Source organism: Luteimonas huabeiensis HB2, assembly GCF_000559025.1.
Classification (GTDB): domain Bacteria; phylum Pseudomonadota; class Gammaproteobacteria; order Xanthomonadales; family Xanthomonadaceae; genus Luteimonas; species Luteimonas huabeiensis.
Genome location: NZ_JAAN01000059.1, coordinates 1 through 592 on the forward strand (window position 1 = coordinate 1; position 592 = coordinate 592).

Annotated in this window: 1 protein-coding gene and 1 pseudogene; both read left to right on the forward strand. The window is 70.9% G+C overall.

All coding sequences use genetic code 11. From position 1 onward, the window contains the following. On the forward strand, window positions 1-310 hold a 310-nt coding region (locus Z164_RS0119320; protein ID WP_024892278.1), incomplete at its 5' end, for a PhnD/SsuA/transferrin family substrate-binding protein. Continuing rightward, window positions 307-592 (forward strand): annotated as a pseudogene (locus tag Z164_RS0119325) (hypothetical protein); the annotation flags it as partial. The gene Z164_RS0119320 and the pseudogene Z164_RS0119325, both read left to right, overlap by 4 nt.

Genomic DNA, 592 nt, shown 5'->3' on the forward strand with positions numbered 1-592 from the left:
CGTCTTCGGCGGCTCGGAGAGCAACATCTCGACCTGGGTGCACAAGCGCCTGGTCGATGCCGGCGCCTTCAGCGACCTCGACTGGACGCGGCCGGACGCGATGCCGCCGAGCTTCCGCCGCGACCTGCGCATCATCCACGAGACGCCGGAATATCCGCGCGCGCTGGAGATGGTGCGCGCCGATCAGGCCGCACAGGCGCTGCGGCATTTCTTCGGCGCGACCCGCTTCCTGCCGCTCGAGGCCGCCGACCAGGGCCGGCTCGACTACATCCGGCGCGCGGTGCAGCGGGTGGCCGGAGAGGTCGAGTGAAGCTGCGCATGGGCCTGCAGGCGAAGGTGGTGGCGGTCATCCTGGCCGCCACCCTGATCACCCTGACGGTGATCGCGCTGGTGGTGCAGCTGCTCGAGCACAGCCGCCGGTCCATGCGCGCGCTGGTGCACGAGCGCCTGGCCGAGCAGGGGCGGGCGACCGCCGAGCGGGTCGCCGAGACCCTGGTCAACCCGCTGTACTACTTCGACCTGGAGGGCATCGGCGCCGTCATCGCCACCCTGCAGCGGCAGCCCGACATCGCCTACGTGATCGTCTACTCGC